Below are 24,075 nucleotides of genomic sequence, written 5' to 3'. Positions count from 1 at the left end.
GATTTTAGAATTGAAGAATTGAAGAAAGCGACTTGACGGATGTATCCGGGGGCTGGTTAATCGATTTTAGATTTTAGATTTTAGATTTTAGATTTTAGAATTGAAGAAAATGACTTGACGGATGTATCCGGGGGCTAGTTATCGGATACTATATTTTTTATTGGTGCACGCATGAATCCGGGGGCTTGTACCGCCCCCCGATGCCGCAAGCTTCCTTCAAACCCCCCGTGTCCCGCTGAAAAAAAAATAAAACCCATTTAATAAAACCCTCCACCTTGCAGTTAGTTGAATATCTGCTTTTTAGTGTTGGGTTTTATTTTACCGCAAAAGCGTAGATTGTAGGATTGCAGAGCAAGTTTGTAGTTGCGATATTGGTGCGGGTTTTCACCTCTCAAAAAAACTACAAACTTATTTATCTCCTTGCTGATTACATTTTTACAGCAGGGCTAGTCGAAGGTTTAGGCGACTTAATTTCCTGGGAAACTGCACGGGCGCGGTAGAGTTTAGCAACGGCTTGCTCGCACTTGGACAAATCAGATTCTATCTCTGTCAAAATGGCAGTTGATACGGGATCTGTGAACTTCACCCGCAGGTTGTTGATATCGACAACACCGGTTTGCAAATCACCCAGAGTGCTCCGCAACAAGAACGTTTCATCGGTTCCTTGCATCGAGGCTTTTAATTTAGCGTATTTGTCAGCAATTTGGGCGGGAATTGAGGGTTTTTCGCCGAAATCGTTGAGGCGTTTTTCGAGAGCGAGGATGTGGTGCTGTTTATTTTGAATGATTTCTCTCAAGAGCGATCGCAAATCGCTGTCTTGAGTTTTTTCCGCATAATTTTGAAAGGCTTCGCAAGCATAGCGTTCCCCTGCGAGGGCAGTATTCAAACCTTTAACAATGTCGCCTTGTGTTGAGCCACCCCAACCATTAGCTAATTTCCACCATTCTGCACTTGTGTCAGTTTCTTCTGGCAAACCGACTGCTTTTCCGCCGTAACCGAGGCGAGCCAGAATTGCGGTGGTAAATATTGCTAAATCTCCCGGTTGGCGGGAAGTGATCAAATTGCCGTCAACTACTAAAGCTTCGTTGATGTAGTTAGCTCCGGCATTGATCATGTCTGTTTTAATTGCCAAGAAACCCGTCGCGTTTTTGCCTTTCAGCAAGTCTGCTTCAATCAAAACTTGCGGGCCGTGGCAAACAGCAGCGACGATTTTTCCTTGCTCAAATGCTTCACGTACAAAATGTACTGTATTGGGATTAGTCCGCATTGTATCGGGAGCCATACCGCCGGGAATTATCACTGCATCGAATTCTGCGGGCACTGCTTCAGTGGTAGTTCCGTCAGCTTGCATGGCAAGTTTTCCTTGTTTCCCTGCATACTTTTCGTTTGTCCGCGAACCGAGGACAACTACTTCAAATCCTGCTTGTTTTAAGCCATTGTAAGGAACTAGAAATTCCGAATCTTCAACTCCATTTTCGATGAGTATGGCAACTCGTTTGGTTTGGCTATTGTTATCGGCTGTCATAATCAGTTTCCCTTAAGCTAGTCTTTTCTATAAACTTAATTCATTTGTTGCTGTTTTCGCGTCTGGCTAAAGTGATAAATTGGTTCTAGGAAAAATGTGCCTTCGTGAGTCTTTGGAGGTAGTCGTAAAGTGCCCGATGCGCACCCTACAATTAGATGTTTTGTGCAAGTTGTGCGATCGCATCAATGCACGTAAGAGGCTCCATTAATGTCGATCGTAGTCCCGGTAGCGTGCGCAGCCAAACCCGACGCTAAAAACGCGATCGTATTGGCAACATCTTGAGGAGGAGCGATTTTGCCGATCGGAATATCGCGCACGATTTCAGCTTCCCCATACTCCTGCACAAGGCGAGAAGACAACCAACAATCTGTGAGTCTTTTTTGGGGTTCACAGACAAATCCAGGTTATTGACAGAAAAGCCGAGTTGTGGCAATGGTTACTGTTGAAATGGGGTCGAATTAGCGGACGAACTCAGTAATAACCCTGGATGGCAACCCAGGAGGGGATCGCGGTCATTCGATTTTAGATTTTAGATTTTAGATTTTGGATTGACCCCACGGATCGAGTCGGGGGCTTGAGGATTTTAGATTCCAGATGCTTTCGATTGATCCGTGGAATCAATCACGTGGCGGGTACCATCAAGAAATTCTTGGTCATGGAGAGGAGGAATAAACGAACTAGAGGCTTCATGGTGAACAAAATTGGTCGAGTTTATTTGATGTTTGATAAGCTTTAATATGAATACTGTTCCTACAGTACCAGGCTAGTGAAATTCAAGCACTATCACTTTATTCACCCTCCTAAACTCTGAATTTGGTCAAAAATGAAGTTTAAAAACGCCCTATTCTCTGCTGTCGTCACCTTTTCAACCCTGGCGATCGCCTCAGCAACCCAAGCTCAAACCGTTAATTCTCGCTGTGACATTTATCCCAGGGGGGAAGACCGCGCATCGAAAGTCGTCAATTGCACCTTCTCTCAGCGTCAAGGCTTTATCCGCATTCAACGGGAAGATGGCATTACCTATGAACTCAAACCCAATGGTGAGAACGAATATCTGTATAAAAACCAGATGTCAGTTCTGAGAGAAAATGACGGCCCGGCGACCATCTTTCGTTTTAGCGACGAATCGGTTTACGTCTATCAAAACGAACGCGCTCCCTCTTCCGCGTCTACTATCAACAAAGGTAATACCCCTGAAAACCTCTATAGTACCGTGCCTCCCAAATTAAAAGACCTCGTGGGAGCTAAAGCGGGGCAAGCAGAGGGAGAATTGCAACGACGGGGCTACACCTACCGCACAACCGAAACCTTTGACGGCGGCAAAAGTGCCTATTATGTAGAAAATCAGACGGGGTATTGTGTGGAAGTGGGAACTGTTGACGGACGCTTCAGTAGCATTGTTTACAACTCCAGCGATAGGTGCAATAAGTAACAAATAACGCGTCAAATAATTAATTAATACCACTTCCAAAAAAGAATGGTATATAATTTTTTTGTCCTTAAACTCGATAACTACAGTGGATTCGGCAGCAGAGGTCGAATTAACTCCAGAATTCTGTCAGAATTAAAATTATTGATATAATCAGTTAGTCCCTTGGACAAACCTGCTTTAGATTCGGGAATTTGTACGATTAATTCGTTCATAACTTCGGTATCGAGATAGTAAGCGGCTTGATACATTTGTTCTAACCACTGAGGGGACATCACGGATATATCTTCTACAGACAGCGTTTCAACTAATAGTTTGTTTGGAGTTGATCCTAGGGCTTCGTAGATATATTGCACTCCCAAATATTTAGCGAGTTTGTCAAAAATTTCTTTCTGCTGAAATGGCTTGCTCATAAATTCGTTACAGCCAGCCATGAGAACGTCTTCTCGCTCTTCTTCAAAAACACTGGCAGTTAAAGCAATAATGACAGTTTCTTGGTTGTTAGGGCGTTCTCTAATATATTTAGTAGCTGTGTAGCCGTCCATGATTGGCATTCGCAGATCCATGAAAATCAGGTGCGGCAACCAACTCTCCCACAGTGAGATTGCCTCAACTCCCTGTGTTGCTTCTCTCACCTCAAAGCCAATGGAGGTCAGGATCTCGACTAACAAGCGGCGATTTTCTGCTAAATCTTCAACAACAAGGATACGGTAGGTTGGTTGTCCGGGAGCTAAACCAATTACTCTTTGATTAATTGATTCTGGGGGTAAGGATTCTGCTTGAGGTAACTGTACACCAATCTCAAAGGAAAAAGCGCTACCTCGGTTCAAAGTGCTTTTAACCCGAATTTGACCGGCCATGAGTTGGACGAGTTTTTGACTGATCGCTAAACCAAGCCCAGTGCCTTGACTCAAATTATTCCCAGCTTGGGCTTGCACGAATACCTTAAATAAGCTGTCAATTTCTGTTGGCGCAATTCCCACGCCTGTATCCTCGACTTCAAAACATAGGTGACAAGAGGTTTTGTCTCTTTGTGCTGCTCTTACTCGTAAGGTGATGCTTCCTTGCTTGGTAAATTTAATCGCATTACCGAGCAGATTGAGCAAGACTTGATATAGTTTTTTCTCGTCGGTATGCACAAATTTAGGAAGATCGGGATCTGGCTCGACAATTAGCTGCAATTCTCTAGAATGGGCTTTAACTTGCAGCATTTCTTCAATAGAAGTCAGCAAATTTGTCAAATCAAAGTCAGAAGGATTGAGTGTCATCCGTCCGCTCTCGATTTTGGATAAATCTAAAATATCGTTAATCAAGTCCAACAAATGTCTACCGCTACGATTGACAATCTGCAAGCGCTCTTGGAGAGAAGGAGTCAGAGCGCTCTCATCGCTCATCAATTGCGTGAATCCTAAAATCGAGTTGAGGGGGGTGCGGAGTTCGTGGCTCATATTCGCGAGGAAGACACTCTTGGCTTGGTTGGCTGCTTCTGCTGCTTCCTTCGCCTGGCGAAGTTCCACCTCAGCTTGTTTGCGATCGCTAATATCAATTAAATATCCCAAAATTTCCACTGGTCTCCCCCCACGATCTCGAATTAGCTTGAGTTGTTGGAGTATCCAGCGATAATTCCCATCTGAGTGCAGAAGACGGAATTCCTGAAAATAAAAACCATCTGTGAATAGATTTGTTAGTCCATTAAGCACCTGGTCTACATCATCTGGATGCAGATGATCGATCCAAAATCCAGACTGTTCTAAAAATTCTTTGGTTTCGTAGCCGATTACGTCTTTGATGTTTTCGCTGATGAATGTTGGGCCATACTCGCCATCAACTTTACTGCTAAAAATAACGACGGGACTGTAGTTGAGAAGAAAGTTGAGGCGGTTTGTGGTAGCTTGCAAGGCTTTTTCAGACAGTTTTAGCTTTGTTATATCTTCTTGAACGGCAACATATACAGTTCCGTATTCAGGATGCTCAAACTTAGAGGTATGAACTCTGCACCAAAAAAGTGTGCCATCTTTTTTTATATTGTGGACTTCATATTTTGCTTCCCCGTCCCGCTCGACTTGAGTGACGATATCTTCAACGGTTTCGTCGGGTGTAATCTGTGTATCGACATAATTTATTACACCAACGGGTTGACCTGCGAGTTCGCCCTCTGTATAGCCAAACATCGCATCAAATTTAGGATTAGTGTAGACGAGCATCAAGTCTGAGGCTTTGACTAAACACACTCCCCCTGCCATATTATTCATAATAATGCTTTGCAGTTCGAGTGTCTTTTGAGCTTCTTTTCGAGCCGTAATGTCTTGAATTTGAGCAATAATATGCAGTGGATTTCCCTGCTCATCTTGTACTACCGATCCATTCAGCAGAATCCAAACAATATATCCTTGCTTATGCAAATAACGTTTTTCTCGTTGGTAAGTTGACATCGTTCCTGCTAATAGATTACGCCTATTATTAAGATCAACTGCTAAATCTTCAGGATAGGTAATGTCTTCAAAAGTTAGTGTTAACAACTCTTCTGATGAGTAGCCAACAATCTGGCATAGGGCAGGATTGACTTTAAGCCAATGCCCATCAAGGGAAAGGATCGCCATGCCGATCGAGGCATCTTCAAACGCATGGCGAAACTGCTCTTCACTGTTTCGTAAAGCTGTCTCAATTTGTTTGCGATCGTTTTCAGCTCGTTTGCGATCGCTGATGTCGCGTTTAATTACAGAAGCCCCAACAATTCTACCTGTGGTGTCCTTCAGTGGTGATATGGTGGAAGAGATGTGGATAAGTTGTCCATCTTTGCGGACGCGCACGGTTTCATAGTTTTTAATCGTTTCTCCTTGTCGAATCGTTTCGAGGATTTGCTGTTCTTCGTGGGTAAGATTGGGTGGAATTAGAATGGCGATCGATTGTCCTATGATTTCTTCAGCCTTATAGCCAAAGATTTTTTCTGCAGCATTGTTCCAGCTTAAAATGATGCCATCTAAGGACTTGCTAATAATTGCCTCACCAGAGTATTCGACAATCGCTGCCATGCGTGCCAGTGATGCTTCTGCTTGCTTGCGGAGGGTAATATCGGTTCCAATGCCGAGAAACCCTGTGATATTGCCTTCTGGGTCATATAAAGCTGTCACCGAGAGGAGTAACGGAAAGCGACTACCATCTTTGCGGATGTAGGACCATTCGTATTCGTCTGGATCTCCAAGACGTGCCTTGGCAACAAAAGTCTCAAATCCTGGTTCGATAGAGATTCCCATTTGGACAGATAAATCTTGGGCGCGCCGCACGACTTCCTCCTTGTCGTGAATGATCGCAGGTGTTGCTTTCCCCACAACTTCTTCGGCACTATATCCCAGCAATCTCTCGGCGGCTTTATTGAAGGTAAGAATCGTACCATCTACGGCGGTGGAAATGATGGTGTAGTTGGCACTATCTAAAAAGGCTTTTTGCAGCGTGGTTGTTTGAAGTAATTCTTCCTCAGCCTGTTTGCGATCGCTAATATCGCGTAGAATAACTGTAAATACCGTTTCGTCTCCTATTTCCAGCCTAGAAATTGAGGCTTCAGCCGGAAACTGCGTGCCATCTTGACGGCGACCAAAAATCTCACCTCGTTCTCTCATCCTTCCCGCTCTACCAGAAGATTGAGCAAATTGTTGGATATGCTGCTGGTGAGCATTCCTAAACTGCTCTGGCAGCAGTAAGCTCAGGGGTTGCCCTAAAACTTCCTCTGTTTTATAGCCAAAAATCTTTTCTGCCCCTTGATTAAACAGGGTAATCTGTTGAGTGCGATCGACGGAAATAATTGCATCGTTGGCGATTTCCAGAATTCCCGCAAAACGAGCCTGGGATTTTTGTAAAGCTTCTGTCCGTTCAGTCACAAGACTTTCTAAGGTTTCATTAAGTTTTTGAAGGGCTGCTTCGGCTTGTTGCCGATTGAAATCTATCTGGTTGAGAAATCGAGCCGTCCCCCAAATCAGAATTGAGAAGGTGAGAACCAAAGCGATTGACCGCAATGCATAGCCAAATTCAGCGTTATACCAGCCTAGTTTTTGCCCCTGAAGAGAGAACCAGTTCATTACCACTGGAAAGATTACTGCCCAAGGCAGCAACCACCGCAACATCAATCCGCCGACTAGCGGACTGGTGACTTCTTGCATTAACCCTTCCTTGGGTCGGAGTAATAAAATTCCTCCATAGAGGATGAAAAAGGTGAGGATCGTGTTTAGGGCTTGAGTTGTTGTAATTAAGATCAGTTGGGTGAAAATATTGACCTCAAAGATGTGTCCAAAGAAAGCTAGAAGAGAAATTAAAGCTGCAACACTACTGCAAATCTGTGCCAACCAAGTGTCCCGTTGGGAATTTTTCCCTAGCAGTAACAGCGCTAATCCCATCAGCACAAAATTCAAGGCAGTATTCACTCCCATTCGCCCCGGATCGGGAGTCGCCGAAGACGCGACATCCCGGAAAAGCCACTGATCGATGCCCAGATGCCAACCAAAGAGATACTCGCTCAGCGTCAGCAGCCCAATCACAATTACCAATCCGGCCGTCCCTTGAGCAATTCGATAGTGCAGTCGGGTTAGTCTTTGGTACTGCAACAATCTCAAAGACACTCCAGCCAGCAAAAAGCAAAGTGCCGTGTTTGCTTTCATGGTCGAAGTCATACCGGGAAAACCACTTTTGAGTAGGGAGATGTCAAATTGCCAACCGAGCAGGACGACACACCCGATCGCAATGACGAGTAGACTTGTCAGTTGAGAAATGTGCTTGTTCATAAATAAATCCGCTGCTTGGGTTGAGAAAATGTTTTCCTGATTTTACAAGAAGCAAAGTGACGTTAATTGTCACGAATCCCCTTTGCCAAAAACACGATCTCATCTGGACTAATGTGCATTGAGACTCCTTACTTACCTGCTTTAATCGTTCCTTAGCCCTAATTTAGATAAATCAGTTAATTCCATAATGATATCCGTTTTAAAATTCAGCACTAAATCTTTGAGGGCATTCGCGATCGCCCCTTGAGAAGTAGGTATTTGTTCAATTAATTCCAGTAGGACATCCTCATCACAATAATAAGCCGCATCATACATTTCCTGTAACCATTCGGGAGGCATTATTGCTAAAGCGTCCCTGGATAATTCAACCCTCGCCAGAAAAGAAGGAGCTTGAGAGGTAATGGACGTAATGCCATCTGGTTTATCCTCATCTAGCAACAGTATCTCCGTTAACATTTGCAATAATTCTCCTATCGTGTAAGGTTTCAATAAAAAATTATTTACATCAGCATCTAATGCCAGTTTTCTATTCTTAAGGAGTCCGCTAGTCGCAATTATCTTCACCAGAGGATTGATTTTTTGCAAGATCCCAATTGTGGTAACACCATCTAGGTTTGGCATCATCATATCCATTAAAACAACACTGATTTCCTGTTGATATTCGGTATAGAGAGCGAGGGCTTCAATCCCATCACTAGCGAGTATTGTTCTGTATTTATAGTTTTCTAGAGAGGTTTGTGTTACCTCTTGAATAGAGGCTTCATCATCTACAATTAAAATCAACTCGCCCTTACCTCTGGGCAGTAATATTTCTCGGGGTATGACACTCACCTCTCCCTCTATAGCAGGTAAAAAAATATTAAATTCGGTCCCCTTGCCCAACTCGCTATCAACCTTGACAAAACCGCCATGAGTTTTGACAATCCCCGCCACGGTTGATAATCCTAGTCCCGTTCCTTTGCCAACTTCCTTGGTCGTGAAAAACGGGTCAAAAATTCGGTTTAACAATTCTGGTGGGATGCCGGTTCCCGTATCAGAAACCGTCACCACCACATAAGAACCTACTTTTGCTTCCAAATTTATCAGGGCATCATGTTTACCTAATAGACGATTTTCAGCGCAAATAGTCAAAGTTCCTTCGTCTGGTATCGCATCTCTGGCGTTAATCATCAGATTCATAAATACTTGGTGCATTTGGGTAGCATCAGCCGAGATTCTCCATAGTTCCTTAGTAGGTATTTTCGCTGAAATTGCGATTGATTTAGGAAATGTCTGTTTAGTAATACCGATCACTTCTAGGAGCAGGTCGCCTAGCTGTAATATTACATAATTACCTTCCGTTCCTCTACTGAAAAGAAGAATTTGCTTGACCAAATCAGCCCCACGTCTAGCACTACTAGAAAGAATCGTAAACAGTCTTTCTGTCTTATCATCCAGGTTAGGAAATTTGAGAGGAAGCATTTGAGTAACGCTCAAAATCGGGGTAAGAATGTTATTAAAATCATGGGCGATTCCACTTGCTAACGTTCCTAAGCTCTCTAATCTCTGGGCATGATAAAATTGTTTTTCAAGTTGTTTTTTTTCGGTAATATCAGTGTTAATTACGAGAATAGATTTTAGCTTTAAAAAATGATTTTCTACCAGAATTTTACGACTTTCTACGATAATATTCTTGCCTGCTTTGGTGTTTTGTTTTATTTCACTTTGCCAAATACCTGGTTCGCTAGTGGTTTTTATAGCCTTAGTCTGAGCAATTGGTTGATTAAATAAGGTTTTAGTTTTTTGCCCGATAATTTCGGTTGCTGTCCAACCATATAAACGTTCAGCTCCTTTATTCCAAAATAAAATCTGGTCGTCTAAATCATGTACAAAAATGGCATCAGTAGTAAGATCAATTAAGGCTGCTTGTTCGGCAATTTTTTGCTCTGTTTCTTTGCGTTGGGTAATATCCGTAATAATTTCTATGCCCACCCAACAATCTTGTTCTCGATCCCATTCAGCGACATAGTTTGAGGAAAGCCAGCGAATAGTGCGATCGCCATGCAAAAAACGATACTCAACGATCCCCGATCGCCCTCCTTTAATGTTTTGCACCAATGAGACAAGAGCCTTTTCTCGATCTTCAGGTAGTATATTCGCCGTAATTAGGGAAGAATCGGCTTGCACGGCTTCTAAGCTATAGCCAAAAAGCTGTTGGGTTCCTCCTATCCAAGAATCGATTTTAAACGTGCCATCGGTCAAAAGACGAAAATTATTAATAACGGCGATCGCGCTGTTGAGAATTTGACTGAGTTTAGCAGCTTCTTTAATTTTAGATTCTGTAATATCAGTAATAATAATACTATTAACTAAAAGCTCATCTATTTTAAATTGTTTAAGCGATAATTTGACAGGTACTTCCTTATTTCCTGTAGCCGCGATCAAAGATAACTCTCTGGTGAGAGTTTCTTTTTCTTGAACCTCCTGTAAAAGGAGTAAAAACGCTTTTCTATCCTTGGGGGCAATAAAGGTTTCTAACCTAGAGCCAATCAGATTCTTTAATGAACAATTTAAGAGTTCTGAGAGTCGCTTATTACAGTACAAAATCAAGCCTTCAGAAGAGACAGTTGCTGCTCCTTCCCCCATTTGTTCAACTAAACACTGATAAACATAATCTGCCCCCTGAAGCGTAAAAACTCGCTCCCCTTGCTGCGTAGAAACAACAACAGCGTCAACTTCCCCAGAACAAATAGCCTGCAACGTTTCTTCCGTCACATTTAGGCGTTCCTGCACTTCTGCCAATTGCTGCTGTAGCGTTTCGACTTCTTGGCGCAACTTTTCAAGAGGAGCTTGGGAATCCTTCATTGCTTTCCTCTTTAATTATATTTTTAGGCACAAGATTAAGACCCATTAAGACTTTTTCCGTATTCGATAAATTGCCAATGATCTTTTGTAAGGGCATAGGTAACTGTTTAATCAAGGTGGGAACAGCCACAATATTCTCGGCAATAGCGGCTTCTGTCTGTTGATAAATATCAATAACTTCTAATTCATAACGTCCTTGGAGATGTTTCTCACAAATTTTTTTGATGTTTTGCAACGCCGTCACGGATTGGAGCGTTGTACCTGCAATATAAAGACGTAGGATATAATGCTGTTCCTGCGATTGGGAAACAGCCTGTTCAAAAAGTTCTGTGGTTGTGAGGTTAAAATCTTCTGAGTCAATCATCGTTAGTGCCGTTAGTGCCTAAATATTGAGTTAGTGTTCATTCATAAGAGGAATGATTTGCAGTCCTATCAAAACTTTTTCAGTATTCGATAAATCACCAATAATTTTTTTTATCGGTTCGGGCAATTTTCTGACGAGGGTAGGTAGAGCAACGATGCTATCTTCTATGGCGAGATGGGGCTGTTGACTTAAGTCAATAATTTCAATGCTATATTGACCGTGAAGATATTCCTCACATATCTTCTTCAAATTGGCAAAAGCAACCAGAGATTTAGGGGTTTGTCCCGCCACATATAAGCGCAGTTGCCAAATCTCTGCTCCTTTTGTGTTAGCGGTATCTGATAAACGATCGGTCATATTTTTTCTCCTTATAGTATAGATGTTAGGGATTGAGATGCCGTAATTTTGCCATAAAAGATTGATTCTCTATCGCCGCTTTTTGAGCCTTTTCTTCCTCTTCTATCAGCAAAGCGAATTCCTCATCTCGATTGGTTAATTGCATTTGCAGAGCTTTGATCTGAGCTTGTACGAGATGTTTTTCTCGCTCACACTCGCGTTTTTTGAGTTCAAAACTCTGTTGCCGTTTTCTAGCGGCAGATTGTTCCTCTAGTGCTTGATTGATTCGTTCCGTTCCTGTTAATACCTTGCCATCTCCCAAATAAACCTCCACCAAGTTTACCCCTTGACTCGTGAGGATAAATTCCCGTACTTGATTTGAGTGCATCATGCCGCGAGATTTGAGGGCATACAGAATCCGATTGCGCTCCCCATTCACCTTGAGCGTTTGGAGTTCTAACCAAGTATCCATCAGAGAGGAAACACCCATTTCCGTCTGTTCGTGGTCATGATTGGTATCACCTGGCGTTAAATCGGTCAAAAAAACGGTGATTTGTTGGCTCTTTAAATAGTCAATCAAACGCATAAAAAAGCTTTTTGTTTGCATAAAGCTTCCACTCAAAATGAGATTACTCATCGGATCGATGATGATCGTGCTTGGTTGAAATTCTTTGACCCAGCGATGGATTTTAAACAAACGCATTTCTAAATTGTAGTTAGTGGGACGTACCGCATCAAATTGCAATAATCCCTGCTCTACATAGGGGGCTAAGTCAAGACTAATCGAGTTTAGATTGCGGAGAATTTGTTGGGGGGATTCTTCCGTAGCGAGATATAAACACCGTTCGCCTCTTAAACAGGTTGCTTCGGCAAAATGAGCCGCCAGCGTTGTTTTTCCCGTTCCTGCCCTGCCTGTGACAAGAATACTGCTACCCCGATAGTAGCCCTGCCCGCCAAACATTTCATCAAGTTGGGAAATGCCCGTTGAGATTCGCTCATTAGAAACCGCATGGTCTAACGTTAAGGAAGTAATGGGTAAGACCGAAATGCCATTTTCTTCAATTAAAAAAGGATACTCATTATTACTATGGCGAGAGCCGCGATATTTAACAATTTGTATGGTTCTTGTGGCGATTTCTTCAACGGTTTTTTGGTCTAATTTGATCACACAATCCGAAACATATTCTTCTAAACCTTGACGGGTTAAGGTCTGGTCTCCTCTCTCCCCAGTGATTACGGCTGTCACACCTTGGTCTTTTAACCAATGAAATAAACGGCGTAATTCTGCTCGGACAATGTTGGCATTGGCTAAACCAGCAAACAAGACTTCTATCGTGTCTAAAAGTACCCGTTTAGCGCCGATTTTTTGAATCGCATAGCCTAGACGAATAAATAGGGCTTCTAGGTCGTATTCTCCTGTTTCCTCAATTTCGCTGGGTTCAATATAAATATGGTCAATGAATATTTTGTTTTCAGCGATCAATTCAGTTAAATTCCAGCCTAAAGAGTTGACATTCTTGGTAATTTCTGCAGCAGTTTCTTCAAAGGTGACTAAAACCCCTGGTTCCCCGTACAGTGTTGCGCCGCGCACTAGAAACTCGACACCAAATAAGGTCTTACCGCAACCCGCTGACCCGCAGATTAAGGTTGGTCGGCCTTGCGGTAAACCCCCATCCGTGATTTCATCGAGTCCCTGAATACCCGTTGGGCATTTGGATAATTGTAAATTTTGAATTTCTGCCATAAAAGATTAAAAATTGATTTTTGATAGAACTTACATAAGCGCACAACTATCCTACCTGTGACAGTCTAGGGATCTGTGCTATTGTCTTTATTATCCGTCTATGATTAACAATATCACTTTTTGTCGATCGAGTATCCATAGCTTTTCGTTTCTTGAGGGAAGCGCCAGCAGGTGGCGGATTACATCGCGGCAATTGAGAGAAGGCGGGCAATATAGCCTTTATATAGACCCGGGCGGGTGACAACCAGCCTGAAACCCCGATCGAGTAAAGATTGAGCCAACTTATGGTAACAAAAGATAGGTAGCAGAATTATTATAGGCTAGCCTATTCCCAAAAAATGTTACCAACATTCTATCAGACCCCCTTACAAAAACAACTGACCCATACCTAATGGATTGTACTAACAGTCTTACTAAATATGATTAGCGATTCAGTTACCAGCTATCGAGGCAACATTTTAATCGTTGACGATTTACCAGACAACCTGCGTTTGCTGAGGGATACATTGAGCGAACAGGGTTATAAGGTTCGTAGTGCGACGACAGGGGCAATGGCACTCAGAGCCGCTCAATCTCCAGCGACGGAATTAATTTTACTAGACATTAAGTTGCCAGATATCGATGGCTATGAAGTTTGCAGACAATTAAAATCTGAATATCGCACTGCAGACATTCCAGTTGTTTTTTTGAGTGCGCTCAGTGAGACTTTCAATAAGGTGCAAGGGCTCGCCGCAGGAGGAGTAGATTATATTGCCAAGCCGTTTCAAGTCGAAGAGGTATTGGCGCGTGTCGAAACTCACCTGACTATCCAACGACTCCGCAAAAGCCTCCAAGAAAAAAATTTATGTCTCATCAAAGAGATCGAGGAACATCAACGCCTCGAAAATGCCCTTTTTGCCGAAAAAGAATTGGCTCAGGTGACATTGCAATCGATTGGCGATGCCGTCATTACTACTGATGCTCAAGGTAATATTAGATATTTCAATCCTGTTGCTGAGCGACTAACAGGCTGGACATCGGAGGAAACTGAAGGAATGCCTCTGTCTGAAGTTTTCATAATCGTTAATGAAGTAACGAGAAAGCCAGCAGAGAATCCTATAACTAAAGCTCTGTCAAAGGGGAAAATTGTGGGCTTAGCTAACCATACTATTCTCATTGCTCGCGATGGGACGGAGTACGGCATTGAGGACTCAGCAGCACCAATTCGAGACCGCCAAGGCCAAATTATCGGGGCAGTCATCGTCTTTCATGATGTTACCGAATCGCGCTATCTTGCCAAGCGACTTTATTGGGAAGCCAGTCACGATGCCCTGACGGGTTTAATCAACCGTCGAGGATTTGAACAGCAGCTAATTGAGGCGATCGCCTCTGTTCAAGTTAGCAATCAGCAGCACGCTCTCTGTTATTTAGATTTAGATCAGTTCAAAGTCGTTAACGATACCGCAGGTCATATTGCTGGCGATGAGCTACTGCGCCAAATCACTACACTGTTACAAAAGGGAGTCCGCGCTAATGACACGCTGGCTCGCTTGGGAGGTGATGAATTTGGCCTTTTGCTCACTCAATGTCCACTATCTCAAGCAGCTCAGATTGCGGAAAAACTCAAAAACCTAGTGCATCAGTTTCGGTTTATTTGGAATAACAAAACCTTTATCATTGGGGTCAGCATTGGAGTTGTTGCCATTGACCAAACCAGCCAAGATTTAATGCTTGTTCTGGGAGCGGCTGATGCAGCTTGTTATGCCGCCAAAGCCAAAGGTCGCAACTGTGTTCATGTTTATAGCCTAGATGATGACGAACTAATTAGACAACGTGGTGAGAGACTGGTAGTTTCCAAAATCAGCCGAGCGTTGGAAACCAATCATTTTCGTCTCTACTTCCAAAAGATTGTCTCTATTAGCTCTAGCCCATCAGTAGAGCATTATGAAATTTTGCTAAGAATGCTAGACGAAAATGGAGAAATAGTGGCTCCCAATGAGTTTATTCCCGCCGCCGAGCGTTATGGCTTGATAACTAAGATCGATTGTTGGGTTATCGAAACTTTTTTCTCTAATTATCATAATTTATCGGGGCAACAGGTTCTTACTGATGGCTTATATACCATCAATATTTCTGGCGCTAGCATTAGTAACAATCAATTTATGAGATTTTTAATCGAACAATTTCCTCGCTACCAAATTCCTCCTCAGAGCATTTGTTTTGAAATCACGGAAACCGCAGCGATCGCGAATTTTGAGCAAGCCAGATATTTCATGAGCGAACTCAAAAAGATTGGCTGTCGCTTTGCTTTAGATGATTTTGGCAGTGGGTTGAGTTCCTTTGCGTATCTGATCAATTTACCAGTTGATTATCTAAAAATTGATGGGGCTTTTGTCAAGAATATTAGTCATAATTTGATTTCTCAAGCGATCGTTGAAGGCTTTAATGGTATTGCCCATGCGATGAATCTTGAAACTATAGCTGAGTTTGTCGAAGACGAGACTATCTTAGAAAAATTGCGGGAGATTGGAGTAGATTATGCTCAGGGTTATGGGATCGGCCATCCCGTCCCAATTAACTTTAATCGCTAGCCGTCCCATTATCTCTCTTGTGTCACTCTGGGATAAAACCTTGATAATGAGATAATGAGCAAGGCATGGGTATTTTGGGCAGAAAGAATATCCTGATATTTTGCTAAAGCCTTGAGGAAAATTCGTTGCGGGCGTGAGTTAAATCTGATTCATTGAACAGGTAATTACCAATAAACAAGGTAAGAAATCCGATCGCCAGCCTGTAAAATGACGTACAGCCGATCGATCGCACTCAGCCAGCGGGCTGATAGCCTGACCCCTGCGCCCTGTCTGGAGGCCTCAAGAAAGTCGATCGCCCGCTGCTACAAGCCTGACTCAATTTACTGTGTCACCTTGAGATGGAATGTGCTGTAATTGTACAGGATTGAGTGTTCTATTGGAAATAAACCGGAAAATTTGCCATGAAAGCAGTTGCGTTCGATCGCTACGGTTCAGCCGAGGAATTGCAGTACCGAGAATTGGAAAAGCCGATCGCCAAATCCAACGAATTGTTAGTGCGAGTTCGCGCTAGCAGCGTCAATCCTGTAGACTGGAAAATCCGGCAAGGACACCTGCAATTATTGACAGGATTTAACTTTCCTCGAATTGTGGGTTCTGACATCTCTGGAGTTGTCGTGGAAATCGGCCGAGAAGTCACCAAATTTCAACCCGGAGATGAAGTTTATACTTTCTTAAATCCCATCAATGGGGGTGCTTGCGCCGAATACGCGACCGTGCCAGAATCCGATGCAGCAATTAAACCGAAAAACATCACTCATGCAGAAGCAGCAGCAGTACCGATCGCAGGTTTAACTGCTTTGCAATCGCTCAGGGATTTGGGTCAAATTCAAGCAGGAAACAAAGTATTGATTAACGGCGCTTCCGGCGGAGTCGGCACTTTTTCCGTGCAAGTTGCCAAAGCAATGAACGCGGAAGTAACGGGAGTTTGCAGCGCTAAAAATAGAGAATTGGTCAAGAGTTTGGGAGCCGATTTTGTTCTCGATTACGCGGAAGTTGACTTTACTCAACAAAGCGATAAATATGATATAATTTTAGATGCTGTCGGGACAAGAACATTTGCTGACTGCGAAAAAGTGCTGCAACCAGAGGGAGTTTATATCTCGACTTTGCCGAGTTTAGACAACCTCGCACCGATGTTAACGAGCTGGTTTTTATCGGGTAAAAAAGCTAAATTCATTCTAGCCAATGCCAACACGAGCGATTTAGGGGCTTTGCGGGAGTTAATAGAATCCGATAAAGTTGAGCCGATTGTCGATCGCACTTACAGCTTACAAGAAGTAGCAGCAGCCCACGCTTACAGCGAAACCGGCCGCGCTGTGGGCAAAATTGCGATCGGGATTGAATAATGAAGGCAATACACGGATTATGATACCCCTACACGGATTAATTATCGCTCGTTCCTTCTGCTGAAGTCAGAATGAAGAATGAAGAAGGAAGTCGGAGCAATTATGAAATAACTATTCTCAATTTCCAATTAATTACCAATTTCCAATTACCCATTCCCTCTTCCCAATTACCCATTACCAATTACCCATTCCCTATGACTGCTCCCTCAAACTTGGAGACACCCGAACAAGGTTCCGACAACAACATCGAAGCAATTAGCCCGGAAAACAGCATTGCACCAATCGCAGGCAGTGCGATGGGTTCCCGCAACCTAGAAAACGAATTTCTCGACGAACTTCCCGACGAAGTTGAGATGTCTTTGTTCGACCATTTAGAAGAATTGCGTCAGCGACTTTTTTACTCGCTAATTGCAGTAGCAATCGCTGTAATCGGTTGCTTTTTCACAGTTAAACCCATCGTGCAACTGCTAGAAGTACCGGCAGGCCCCGTCAAGTTTCTGCAACTAGCTCCCGGCGAGTATTTCTTTGTTTCTATCGAAGTAGCAGGATACAGCGGTTTGCTCCTCGCCAGTCCGTTTATTTTTTACCAGATAGCGCTGTTTGTTCTTCCCGGCTTGACTCGCAAAGAACGCAGGTTGCTGGGGCCTGTGTTTTTCGGTTCGAGTTTCCTATTTTTGGGCGGGTTAGTCTTTGCTTACATCGCTCTGATTCCGGCGGCGCTCAACTTCTTTGTTACCTATGGGGCGGATGTTGTAGAGCAGTTGTGGTCGATCGACAAATACTTTAAATTTGTGCTGCTGTTAATGTTCAGCACCGGCTTAGCTTTTCAAATCCCGATCGTCCAAGTATTGCTCGGCGTTTTGGGCATAGTTTCTTCCAACCAAATGCTCTCCGGCTGGCGGTATGTAGTCTTGGGAGCGGCCGTTTTGGGAGCGGTTTTAACGCCTTCTACTGACCCTTTAACGCAAAGTCTTTTAGGAGGTGCGGTGCTGAGCTTGTATTTTGGCGGGGTTGGTTTGGTGAAGCTTTTAGGGCGATGAGAATTAAGAATAGCAGACAATATAAAAGTTACCGAACATCTGAATTTGAAAATTGTCTGCTATTTTTAGCCGAGATTGGGATTGTTGTCAACTTATCTTAAAAAGATTGCTTCACCTATTGGGAGGGTGAATTCCCTATTTACGTAAGTAAGCTTATAAACATTGTGTAAAGCTAAGCTTCTCAGCTATTTGAGTAAGTTGATTGTTTTATATGATAATCTTTGCTGATTTAGTGTCTGTTTGATAAGTATTTAATATAAAATATAAAATTCACATTAGCCAAGTTTAGTGTTAGGTGTCTGGGGTCAAGGTTTTGAGCCTTAATTCACACTATTTTTTAGGCGATCGGGCTGGCAATCATAAGTTATTTTAATGATTAAATTTTTAAGGTTTGCATCAAGATTTCGCACGAGCCGATTCTGAGTATTCGATGGAGAGATAACATACCAACAAACTGAAATTGTAGATATTGACCTTTTTGACGGTTTCAGTTTCTTAACATCCATTAGAAATTAAATACATGACAACATTCGCTAGAACATTCCCTGGGACTTTAGGCCCTGACTACTTATCCGGCCCTAATCCTTACACTGTTAGCAACGACTTTCTTTTTGGTCTGGCTGGCAATGACACTCTCGATGGTGGCATTGGCAGTGATAGTCTCGATGGTGGAAGTGAAGATGACCTACTCTATGGTGGAAAGCAAGATTTTTTTTCCGACTTTAATACTCTGCTTGGTGGGCTTGGCAATGACAGTCTCTATGGAGGCAGGGGTTATGACTTGCTCGACGGCGGAGCAGGCAATGATTATGTGCTTGGTGACTACACTGGCGATTCAAATGATCCAAGTAGTAACGATGACACGCTCTACGGTGGAGAAGGAAATGACTATCTTGATGGTAAGGATCATCGTGACATTCTATATGGTGGAGTTGGCAACGATCAACTCTACGGCGGCTTCGGGAACGATTTGCTCAATGGCGAAGATGGCGATGACACTCTGTCTGATGGCAGTATTATCTTTAGTTATCGTGGTAACAAACCACATAACGGCGACGACACTCTCTACGGCGGCATGGGTAATGATTATCTCGATGGCGGGGCTGACAACGACTTTCTTGATGGCGGGGCTGGCAACGACTCCATTAATGGCGGGGATGACATCGACCCCATTGATGGCGGGGATGACATCGACACAGTATCGTACACGAGTGCGACAACTGGTATCAATCTTCAGTTGGGGCCTGTCGGCGACGGTTCTGGGTTAGGCAGGACTACCGATGGATTGGGCGGTGTAGACTCGCTTTCGGGCCTTGAAGTCGTTATCGGTTCTAATTTCAACGACACGTTAGTTGGCGGGAGCGGCAATGAAACGCTCTTGGGCGGACGCGGTAATGACTCTTTGTCGGGTCGTGCCGGCAATGACTTGCTCAATGGCGGCGATGGCATCGACACAGTATCTTACAGTGTTGGAGCAACTGGCGTCTATCTCCAGTTGGGGGCTGTCGGTGATGGGTCTGGGTTAGGCCGGGCTTCCGACGGGCAGGGCGGCATAGACTCGCTCTCCGGCATCGAAGTAGCGATAGGTTCTAGGTATAACGATACTCTCCTTGGTGGAGACGGCAGCGAAACATTGATTGGCGGCGGGGGCGACGACTTATTGTTTGGCTTCAGCGGCAATGACTATCTGGTTGGTGGCAGGGGGGCTGACAAGTTTAGGCTTTGGACGAGTGGGAGAATAGATACTGTTGCTGACTTCAAACAAGGTGAAGATAAACTTTTGGTACGTTCTCGCGCTCCGTTTGCAGACATAACTTCTCAACTAGCGATTAATGGTTCAGATACCGAGATTCGTCAGAATGGCCAAATCATCGGAATTCTGAAAGGAGTTCAAATCACAATCACTGCCAGTGATTTGATTACTGGGTGATTGTATTATCTGCGTTTATCTCCGGTTAAGAGTTCCAAGTTATTCTGCCTGTTGTTTCGGCAAAATATACCGCAGATAAACACAGCACAAAAATATATCAACTCGCCGCCAAAAAATATAGAGACGCGATCGCCCGCGCCTCTATAATTACTAAAACTTAAAATTCAACACCAAAGTTTTGTCAAAACTTTGACTACATTCGGAACTGTTCAACTTCGGGAGTATAGCCGATCGGCAAAATGTAATCGAGATTCTCGTGGGGACGAGCAATTATGTGATACGATAGCAACTTTCCGCCATCGACCTTTTTAACTGATTCAATTCCAGCAGCAACGGCTGCTTGGACTTCAGAGATATCTCCTCGAACTATAATTGTCCAGTAAGCGCGGGTTATCTTTTCATAGCGAACTAAAGTAACTCGGGCTGCTTTCACCATTGAGTCTGCAACTTCTACGGCAGCGGGAAATCCTAAGACTTCAACCATTCCAACTGCAACACCCATTACAACATTCTCCTAAATTTCACAACATATCTGACACTCATTGTAGGTGAAATTGTTGACAGAAATTGGTTCCGATGATTTTGGTCAGCTATAAATCCGATCGCCCAAAATTAAAAGAGCCCCACAAGCTGTTGCGGCATTTACATCCCACAGTTGGGGGCGCGCAGCAAAGCCCGCCACACAAGACTTTGAATCAAAACACCTGTGCAAATTAGATGCGCGACATCTTAGTTTCTCACCAGCGGCAACTCGTATGACAAGCTCGCAGATCGATTTTCGGGACTTTGGACTCAACTAATCCAGCCGCGGCGCGACACAAAACTTTAGGGAACTCCCCCAGATCCCGGCTGTGGAGTCAATCTAAAATCTAAAATCTAAAATCTAAAATCGACTGAGTGATTCAAAACTCGTCTAGCAACCACTCCGAGGCTCTTTCACCCAAATCTAGGGGAACGCTGACAGCTTTGCCCAAGCGCGGGCGATCGCGAGTAGTTACGATAAATTCTCTCACCTGTGCCGTGCTGCCCCAGCCGTTGAGGTAATTGGCCACCGCATCCAAATGCTCGAAATAATCAGCCTCCGTCATCGGAAAAGATGCCTGTTCTAGATATTTCCACATAACTTGCACAAAAATCTTGCCCCGCGTCCGCCGCAATCTGATATCGTAAGACTTTCCCCATTTTTCTAGCAGTAGCTGGTGTAAATCCTTGCCCGTCATGGTTGCTCCTGAGTTAATCCATTAAACAATAAAAGACAAAGTTCAAAAAATGTAATAATACTCTAATAAAGGCTGGAAGGCGCATTCTTAAAAGGAATTTTCGCGGCCTAAAATTTGTGCTAGCAGATTAACGGCAATTATCCTCCTTCCTCTGCACGTACAGGTTCGCTAACAGCTAACAAACAAACGTAACTTAAAACCGTAAAGGCAGGTCATGGCTCAATCTTCTGCTGGAAATCCCGATGTCCCCGATATGGGGCGTCGCCAATTTATGAATTTGCTGACGTTCGGTACAGTCACAGGTGTTGCACTGGGCGCACTCTATCCCGTTGTCCAATATTTTGTTCCTCCGTCGAGTGGGGCAGTTGGCGGCGGAGTGACAGCTAAAGATGCCTTGGGCAACGACATCATCGTTAGCGAATATTTGGCTTCGCACCCTGCGGGCGATCGCACCTTAGCCCAAGGTCTCAAAGGCGACCCCACCTATCTTGTGGTGAAAGAAGACTTATCTCTCGCCGACTACGGCATCAATGCAGTTTGCACTCACTTGGGTTGCGTCGTGCCTTGGAATGTTAGCGAAAACAAGTTTATCTGTCCTTGCCACGGTTCTCAATACAACAATGAGGGCAAAGTGGTGCGCGGCCCCGCGCCTTTATCTCTGGCCCTGGCCCACGCCACTGTCGCAGATGACAAGATCGCTTTTACAACTTGGAAAGAAACAGATTTCCGCACCGGCGAAGCACCTTGGTGGTCTTAAACTATTTTGGATTTGAGATTTGAGATTTTAGATGGGGGGTGAATGGTGAAAACCAAAGATAGTTGCATCCCTAAAGCGGTCTAAAAATCCAAAATCCAAAGTCCAAAATTCAAAATCCAAAATTCAAAATTGTCTGACCTTTGAGATTGAATACTCTAATGCCACAAACTAACTTATCTGCGATATTTCGCCGCAGTGCCAGGACGATCGCGAAAACAGCCTTAATTGCGATCGCAGCAGCAGGATTTTTCCTCACCAGCGACATCGCACTTCCCCAAGCAGCATTTGCTTACCCATTCTGGGCCCAGCAAACAGCACCCGCTACTCCCCGCGAAGCAACAGGCCGCATTGTTTGCGCTAACTGTCACCTCGGTGCAAAAGTGACTGAAGTTGAAGTGCCGCAATCTATTTTGCCTGACACAGTGTTTGAAGCTATTGTCAAGATTCCCTACGATACTAGCGTGCAACAAGTTGTCGGCGACGGTAGCAAAGGTGGCTTGAATGTCGGCGCAGTTGTGATGTTGCCCGAAGGTTTCAAGATTGCTCCGGCTGACAGAATTCCCGAAGAAATGAAGGAAAAAGTCGGCGATCTTTACTTCCAACCTTACAGCGAAACCCAAGAAAATATTGTTTTAGTGGGCCCGGTGCCGGGAGAACAGTACAAAGAATTGGTATTCCCAGTTTTGTCGCCGAATCCGGAAACTGACAAGTCGGTTCACTACGGCAAATACCAAATTTATGTCGGAGGCAACCGCGGTCGCGGTCAGGTTTATCCTACTGGCGAAAAGAGCAATAATACTGTTTACAATGCTTCGGTAGCTGGCAGCATTTCTAAGATTGCTCAACCGGAAGCTGGCGGTTATGAAGTGACAATTCAACCTGCAGAAGGTGCAGCCGTTGTTGATACGATTCCAGCAGGCCCAGAACTGATTGTTACCGAAGGACAAACAGTTGCAGCAGGCGAACTTTTGACGAGCAATCCTAATGTGGGCGGCTTCGGTCAAAAAGACGTGGAGATTGTGCTGCAAAGTGCTACTCGCATTCAAGGAATGATCGCTTTCGTTGCTTTGACCATGTTGGCTCAAATTATGCTGGTTCTCAAGAAGAAACAGGTCGAAAAAGTTCAAGCTGCTGAAATGAATTTCTAAGGGCGGCGGTAATTAGTTGGGTAAGGTACTCTGTGCATACCCAACTATTATGTAAGTAGGGCGGGTATTCCCCGCCTTATTGTTTAATAAATAACCAGTAAAATAATGTCAATTGATGAGAAAATAGTTGAAGTAGGCCCGCTGCAATGGTTTTATCGGGAAACAAATCCGGTTAACGAAACTGGTAAACTGCCCGTACTGCTGCTGCACGGTTTGCCGTCCCAGAGTTTTACCTGGACTGTAATAATGCCGGATTTGGCTGCCCAGGGATTTAGATCTATCGCCCCAGATTGGGTGGGTTACGGGCGATCGACAAAACCAGACAAGCGCGACTTTGCCTATACTCCCGATGCTTTTGTTGACGCCCTCGCTGGCTTTATTCAAACTCTAGAATTAGACCGATTTTACCTCGTTGTCCAAGGATTTTTAGCTTCAGCAGGCATTCAATACGCTTTGCGAAATCCCGATAAAATTGAGCGTTTAGCTGTCATCAATACACCAGTTTCAGAAAATATAAGATTGCCTTGGAAAATGCAGCAGTTGGGACTGCCTTTTATTGGCGACATGATGACGCAAGACCCGCTTTTGGTTGACAGAACTCTCGAAGGTGGCAGCCGCCAGACGATATCAGACAAAGATTTAGATGTTTACCGCCGCCCGTTTTTGAAGAGTTCGGATGCCGGTCGATCGCTCATGAATACTGTCCGCAATATTCAATTGCCGCAGTCAATGGCAGAAATTGAATCCGGCTTGAAAGCCTGGACTCGACCAACTTTATTTGTGTGGGGTTTGACAGACCCTTGGCTGAGTGTTGAACCAGCTCAAAAGCTAGTCTGTTCCCTAAAAAATGCAGAGTTAGTCACACTGGAACAAGCGGGGCATTATCCTCAAGAACATTGGTCAGAAAAAGTTGGCGATGCTCTGATAACTTTTCTGCGCCGCCAGGAGGTAAAATAATATTTTGTACATAACTCTCGGTGCTAGGTCAGTGAACCAGCTCCTCGCCGAGCTGCATTCCCAGGCAGAGCCTGAGAACGAGAAATCTAAAAT

Annotated in this window: 17 protein-coding genes; 8 read left to right on the top strand and 9 right to left on the bottom strand. The window is 44.0% G+C overall.

All coding sequences use genetic code 11. The features are described 5' to 3' along the window. Positions 1 to 427: 427 nt before the first annotated feature. Complete coding sequence (locus QUA78_RS17360; protein ID WP_333301157.1) at positions 428 to 1,525, bottom strand: DJ-1/PfpI/YhbO family deglycase/protease; 1,098 nt, start codon at positions 1,523 to 1,525, stop codon at positions 428 to 430. A gap of 182 nt (positions 1,526 to 1,707) precedes the next feature. Further along, complete coding sequence (locus tag QUA78_RS17355) at positions 1,708 to 1,884, bottom strand: SDR family oxidoreductase (protein ID WP_333301159.1); 177 nt, start codon at positions 1,882 to 1,884, stop codon at positions 1,708 to 1,710. A gap of 464 nt (positions 1,885 to 2,348) precedes the next feature. Here QUA78_RS17355 and QUA78_RS17350 point away from each other — a divergent pair, with 464 nt between their 5' ends. Next, positions 2,349 to 2,957: a hypothetical protein gene (locus tag QUA78_RS17350; protein WP_333301161.1), complete on the top strand. Its 609-nt coding sequence runs from the start codon at positions 2,349 to 2,351 to the stop codon at positions 2,955 to 2,957. Between the two features lie 80 nt (positions 2,958 to 3,037). On the opposite strand, the gene QUA78_RS17345 is transcribed toward QUA78_RS17350, so the two are convergent. The 5 genes from QUA78_RS17345 to kaiC all read right to left on the bottom strand — a co-directional run bounded on the left by QUA78_RS17345 (position 3,038) and on the right by kaiC (position 13,014). Then, positions 3,038 to 7,726, bottom strand: a complete 4,689-nt coding sequence (locus QUA78_RS17345) for a PAS domain S-box protein (RefSeq protein ID WP_333301163.1) — start codon at positions 7,724 to 7,726, stop codon at positions 3,038 to 3,040. A 141-nt stretch (positions 7,727 to 7,867) separates the two neighbouring features. Further along, positions 7,868 to 10,570, bottom strand: coding sequence for a PAS domain S-box protein (locus QUA78_RS17340; RefSeq protein WP_333301165.1), 2,703 nt, complete (start codon positions 10,568 to 10,570; stop codon positions 7,868 to 7,870). Beyond that, positions 10,545 to 10,934 (bottom strand): circadian clock KaiB family protein, encoded by a 390-nt coding sequence (locus QUA78_RS17335; protein ID WP_333301166.1) that lies wholly within the window; start codon positions 10,932 to 10,934, stop codon positions 10,545 to 10,547. Before QUA78_RS17335 ends, QUA78_RS17340 begins: the two co-directional genes overlap by 26 nt. Before the next feature lie 30 nt (positions 10,935 to 10,964). Then, a complete protein-coding gene (locus QUA78_RS17330; RefSeq protein ID WP_333301168.1) occupies positions 10,965 to 11,291 on the bottom strand; it encodes a circadian clock KaiB family protein in 327 nt (108 codons plus the stop codon). 25 nt (positions 11,292 to 11,316) lie between these two features. After that, positions 11,317 to 13,014 (bottom strand): circadian clock protein KaiC, encoded by a 1,698-nt coding sequence (kaiC, locus tag QUA78_RS17325; RefSeq protein WP_333301170.1) that lies wholly within the window; start codon positions 13,012 to 13,014, stop codon positions 11,317 to 11,319. Between the two features lie 419 nt (positions 13,015 to 13,433). On the opposite strand from kaiC, the gene QUA78_RS17315 reads away from it, so the two are divergent. The 4 genes from QUA78_RS17315 (at position 13,434) to QUA78_RS17300 (ending at position 19,900) form a co-directional block, all read left to right on the top strand. Further along, positions 13,434 to 15,584, top strand: a complete 2,151-nt coding sequence (locus QUA78_RS17315; protein ID WP_333301172.1) for an EAL domain-containing protein — start codon at positions 13,434 to 13,436, stop codon at positions 15,582 to 15,584. A 401-nt stretch (positions 15,585 to 15,985) separates the two neighbouring features. Next, positions 15,986 to 16,930 carry an NAD(P)-dependent alcohol dehydrogenase gene (locus QUA78_RS17310; protein WP_333301173.1) on the top strand — a complete coding sequence of 315 codons (945 nt, stop codon included), beginning with the start codon at positions 15,986 to 15,988 and terminating at the stop codon, positions 16,928 to 16,930. 194 nt (positions 16,931 to 17,124) lie between these two features. Beyond that, a complete protein-coding gene (gene tatC / locus QUA78_RS17305) occupies positions 17,125 to 17,970 on the top strand; it encodes a twin-arginine translocase subunit TatC (RefSeq protein WP_333301175.1) in 846 nt (281 codons plus the stop codon). A 520-nt stretch (positions 17,971 to 18,490) separates the two neighbouring features. Continuing rightward, positions 18,491 to 19,900 carry a calcium-binding protein gene (locus QUA78_RS17300; protein WP_333301177.1) on the top strand — a complete coding sequence of 470 codons (1,410 nt, stop codon included), beginning with the start codon at positions 18,491 to 18,493 and terminating at the stop codon, positions 19,898 to 19,900. Between the two features lie 193 nt (positions 19,901 to 20,093). Here QUA78_RS17300 and QUA78_RS17295 read toward each other — a convergent pair whose 3' ends face one another. Next, complete coding sequence (locus QUA78_RS17295; protein ID WP_106149684.1) at positions 20,094 to 20,402, bottom strand: carbon dioxide-concentrating mechanism protein CcmK; 309 nt, start codon at positions 20,400 to 20,402, stop codon at positions 20,094 to 20,096. A 400-nt stretch (positions 20,403 to 20,802) separates the two neighbouring features. Then, complete coding sequence (locus tag QUA78_RS17290; protein WP_333189762.1) at positions 20,803 to 21,120, bottom strand: DUF3067 family protein; 318 nt, start codon at positions 21,118 to 21,120, stop codon at positions 20,803 to 20,805. Between the two features lie 214 nt (positions 21,121 to 21,334). Between QUA78_RS17290 and petC the strand changes: the two genes are divergently transcribed. The 3 genes from petC (at position 21,335) to QUA78_RS17275 (ending at position 23,982) form a co-directional block, all read left to right on the top strand. After that, positions 21,335 to 21,877 (top strand): cytochrome b6-f complex iron-sulfur subunit, encoded by a 543-nt coding sequence (gene petC / locus QUA78_RS17285; protein ID WP_333301179.1) that lies wholly within the window; start codon positions 21,335 to 21,337, stop codon positions 21,875 to 21,877. 158 nt (positions 21,878 to 22,035) lie between these two features. Continuing rightward, the gene (petA, locus tag QUA78_RS17280; RefSeq protein WP_333301181.1) at positions 22,036 to 23,025 is read left to right on the top strand and encodes a cytochrome f; all 990 of its coding nucleotides are present in this window, start codon (positions 22,036 to 22,038) and stop codon (positions 23,023 to 23,025) included. Positions 23,026 to 23,130: 105 nt separating this feature from the next. Then, positions 23,131 to 23,982, top strand: coding sequence for an alpha/beta fold hydrolase (locus tag QUA78_RS17275; protein WP_333301182.1), 852 nt, complete (start codon positions 23,131 to 23,133; stop codon positions 23,980 to 23,982). Positions 23,983 to 24,075: the final 93 nt, after the last annotated feature.

The sequence above is a fragment of the Microcoleus sp. K4-B3 genome, from assembly GCF_036704615.1.
Taxonomy (GTDB): Bacteria; Cyanobacteriota; Cyanobacteriia; order Cyanobacteriales; family Microcoleaceae; genus Microcoleus.
Note: the sequence above shows the minus strand (reverse complement) of the source record. Positions and strands in the feature narration are given on the sequence as shown.